Consider the following 3,855-nt stretch of genomic DNA (forward strand, 5'->3'; position numbering starts at 1 on the left):
AGTGCATCGAACGGGGGTAATGTAATACCTACCTTGAAAAAAATTATATCCACTACCCTGGTGTCTATCCAGGACCAGATATTTTAAGGAGAAGGATATTGGATTTTGTTGATCAGATACAGAAAAACATCGAACACATGACAAACGGGGTTGAGACTGCTGATGTAAAAGTACTTGCAGACCGTCTTAACTCCCTGGAAACTGATTGTGTCGGAAAACAAGAAGCCCTGTTCGTTATTAAAATGATGCACTCTTTGATAAAATATCTTGATGCGCGAAAGGATAAGGCACATCCCGAAACGCTCCCTGCCCTTGGGACCCTGGCGGATAATTTGAAAAGCCTTTTAATCTCATCATCTGTTGAAGAGCAGGTACAGCTATTATCGAGAAGTAAGGATACATTTAAGTTCGTTAAATCTGCCATTGAATCTGGAAAACTTATCCTTGATTCTGAGATGGAAGAACTCAAAGCCGTCATTCTTTCAGTGGACTGGGAGATTTCAAATATCACCATGGAGGGGTTTGACCGTGTCCTCATCCGGCTTGAAAAACGGCTTAAATCCGATAAAATGCATCATACCTTTCTGCGTATCATGCATGAGATTGGTGCCCACATTGCCCAGCACCAAGCCAATGCCCACCAGGATTCGGTTTCCCTGCTGCGCCGGGTATTCCATCAGTACGAATTGTTGCTGGGCCATCCCAGTATGCCACCCGATAAGAAAAAAGAGCTGGTGCAGGAAAGTATCCAGGCGTACAAGGCATTTAAACGCAAGATTGATGCCGGTTTAACCCCTGGTCCAAGCGCGGAAGATCATACCCCCTCAGCAGTCCGGACAATTCAACATCCCGGCCAAGTGCAACCGGCTGCCCCGGGCAATATTGCGGAGCACCGTGAGGATGACGGTTTTGCACCCGCTTTATCCCATATCAATGAACAAGCATCTGACCAGGAAGACAGCCCGTTCTTTACCCTGGATGACCCGATGACAGACCCGGCATCGGCTCTTGGTGCAAGAAAAGGCACTCCGTCAACGGAGAAGGATTCCTTGCCGCCCCAACGGGATGTTATGGGGGATTTGTTTTCCATGAAGGAATCAGCGGCGGATGAACTGCTTGATGCCATTCATCTTTCAAGTATACATGGTCCGGATCAGGAAAATGCCGCAAGCATCCCCGGTGTAATAGGTGCGGCAGAGAAAAAAGCCGGAGTTCAGCAGGTCACGCCCCAAAGAATGGGTAATACACCTATTCCAGAGATTGAAAGCAGGCTTGATGCCTTTTTCAACCTTAGTACCTCAGATGACCGCGTCATGGAAGTTCAGGATCCGCCGGATTCCCAATCCTTGGACCATGCTGAAAATTTGGGGGGTGAAAGTAATCTTTCAGCGGAACCGGTTGATTTTTCTGATGGTAATGATCCCGGTATCGACTCCGCGGGCATTGATCTTTTAGAGGAACCAGCCGATTCTTCGGGGCAGATTGCGCCTGTTCCCGATAGCCAAGAGGATGAAATTCATCCGGAAGAACAGCCGGGTGATGATGACGCGGTTCAAGAGATCTCTCTCGAAGATGATACGGATGGGAATATGACCGATCAGGAACCGGACCCGAATCTGGATGACCTTCAAAAATTGCTTTTCGACCCTGACACATTGAGTCGTTTGGACGTGTTTGAACAGGTTCAGGAAAAGATTGCAAGCTTAAATGATATTTGGGCCCCGGATTCCGACAAGGTCAGGCTTCTTGATCTTGTCTCCTCCATGGCCCGGTTTATTCACCGGCAGGCAGTGCCTGATACCGGGGAAAACGGCATGAACGATTCCGAATTCGATGACGGGTTGAACGGCATGGCAACTGCAGAACCCGATCAAACCCAGGAAAAGGATGGGGAACAAAAGAAAAAAGGGATTTTTGCCCGGTTAAAGGCTTTATTCAATAGCCTTCAAGGAATAGAATGATCGTATTCTGTGAGGACTGCGGTGATAGAAACCAGGTTTGTCCGGCACATATTGTCAAGGGCCGGGCAGTTTTCATCTGCCATGCATGCGGATATCATAATGATTATCTTCTGCCTTTGCTGCAGCAAAAAAAACAACAGGAGAATAGGGTTGATTATTTGTTTCAGGTCCTTGACCGGTACCCGCAGATGATGGGGGGCTTTATCTATGATATAAGCAAAGGGATTACCATCTGCCGGATGCCTGATCTGCTTTTGCCGGAAGATATTCACAGTCTTGGATCGCGTCTGGCCCAAAGTTTGGAACAAGGACTGGCGGCCATGCCCGATATCGGGTCCATGACCGTTTTGATATCAGACAAGTATTTTTTTGTGGCCAGAGAAAAAAAGGGACAGTATCTGGTGCTTGTTGCCCTGACACCGAACTTGCCCGAACCTTTTTGCCGTTTTTTTATGCAGTACACGCACAAAAAAGAGTGGCAGATATGAAGGGTTCCCTTTCAAATATCAGCAGGATAAAAGGTGTGAATGCCTTTTTTCTTGTGGATGGGAACGGGAATGTGCTTGACCGGAATTTCTCTTCGAAAATGGAACCCGGCGCAGATAAAAAACTATCCAAAGCAATTGCTGCCTGTGGCAGCATTTATTTATCCATCAGCCCAAAGCGGTTCAGGTATGCTGCTTTTTTAAGACGGAACAATACACAGGTTTTTATTTTTCCATTTGGCAGACATTTGCTTGGCGTTGTCACCGAAGTCGGGGCCCAAAACCCTGATACTGACCGGATGGCAAAAGAGATATTTGCAATTTTATCCAAAGAAAAAACATAAATAAATCAAAGGAGAATAACCAGTGGATATCATGACCACTCAAATGATCATATCCGTGTTTACGCTTATTATTTATCTGATCATTATTTTTGTATTCAATAAAGCCCGGATCAAATATGCCGGTGGTAAAGTGGGAAAAGTAATCAATCTGATTCTTGTGACGGTGTGCTTGCTGTTTATTGCCGATTATGTCACCATTTTAGGCAATTTTGTGAGCCAGGAAATTTTAGAAACAATCCGGGCACTTTTTAGAACAGCGGCCCTCTCTTTTCTGGCTTATGGTGGGTCAAAGGTTGCAAATTCCTAAATAATAGCCATGGGCTGACCTGACATATCAACTGCCGGGCATAACCTACAACAAAGTTTTAAAGATCTGAGTAACTTACCCAGATGTTTTTATAAAACAACGCTATCGGGAAAATAATGAAAACAGGCTTTTTTTGCTTTTTGTATTTTTTGCGCTGAGGTTGAAATCTGCCCGGGTTTGGCTGATCAAGGCGTTTAAATCTGTGACGATTCTGTCTTTATCATTGGAACTGCTCTGGTATTTGTTGATATAGTCCAGCACTTTTTCAATGTCTATCAGAATATTGTTTACGGGGTTTTTTCCAAGAATATCAGCGGCTTTTTTAAGAATAAGACTACAATAGGCCACAAATCCTTTAATAAGAAAGTCCTTTTGATTGTCCGGAACCTTATCAAGATGGGCTATAGCGGTTTCCACAACCTGAAGATTGGAATTTTTCTGGTTTTCAATCCTGTAATCCATCAGTATCGTTTTAAAATCCGGGGGAAGGTCAGACTGGGTCTCCTTAAAAATTTCCATGGCTTTTTCCCCGATTTCTGCTGACAGATTCTTTTCCATGGCTTTAAAAATATCATTGAACATCGTGAGAATGCCTGACAGGTTATTGCCCTCATTTCCATTGACCAGAACGACCTCTTGTTTTTGTTCAATAAGGCCTGATGAGATCACAGAGAAAATAATTTTATATACGGCAAACTCATCATAGGCGCTTTCCGTGATCACCTGGCGCACGGAACGGGTACCGTCAATCAGGGAAA

Annotated in this window: 4 protein-coding genes and 1 pseudogene; 4 read left to right on the top strand and 1 reads right to left on the bottom strand. The window is 44.8% G+C overall.

Going from position 1 to position 3,855, the window contains the following annotated elements; all coding sequences use genetic code 11:
• The first annotated feature begins 98 nt into the window (after positions 1-98).
• The 4 genes from AB7U36_RS20205 to AB7U36_RS20220 are packed head-to-tail and all read left to right on the top strand — an operon-like array spanning position 99 to position 3,097.
• A complete protein-coding gene (locus tag AB7U36_RS20205) occupies positions 99-1,961 on the top strand; it encodes a hypothetical protein (protein WP_428161432.1) in 1,863 nt (620 codons plus the stop codon).
• Positions 1,958-2,449, top strand: coding sequence for a hypothetical protein (locus AB7U36_RS20210; protein ID WP_428161173.1), 492 nt, complete (start codon positions 1,958-1,960; stop codon positions 2,447-2,449). Before AB7U36_RS20205 ends, AB7U36_RS20210 begins: the two co-directional genes overlap by 4 nt.
• A gap of 35 nt (positions 2,450-2,484) precedes the next feature.
• Positions 2,485-2,790, top strand: a complete 306-nt coding sequence (locus tag AB7U36_RS20215) for a hypothetical protein (RefSeq protein WP_428161433.1) — start codon at positions 2,485-2,487, stop codon at positions 2,788-2,790.
• A 31-nt stretch (positions 2,791-2,821) separates the two neighbouring features.
• Complete coding sequence (locus AB7U36_RS20220) at positions 2,822-3,097, top strand: hypothetical protein (RefSeq protein ID WP_040016276.1); 276 nt, start codon at positions 2,822-2,824, stop codon at positions 3,095-3,097.
• Positions 3,098-3,199: 102 nt separating this feature from the next.
• Here the strand turns inward: AB7U36_RS20220 and AB7U36_RS20225 are convergent.
• Positions 3,200-3,855 (bottom strand): annotated as a pseudogene (locus AB7U36_RS20225) (DUF4388 domain-containing protein); the annotation flags it as partial.

The organism is Desulfobacter sp., assembly GCF_050177295.1.

What these genes read in the sequence shown, in the direction of transcription:
- AB7U36_RS20220 (WP_040016276.1), top strand. Translation starts at nt 2,822, where the DNA reads ATGACCACTCAAATGATCATATCCGTGTTTACGCTTATTATTTATCTG.
- AB7U36_RS20210 (WP_428161173.1), top strand. Translation starts at nt 1,958, where the DNA reads ATGATCGTATTCTGTGAGGACTGCGGTGATAGAAACCAGGTTTGTCCG.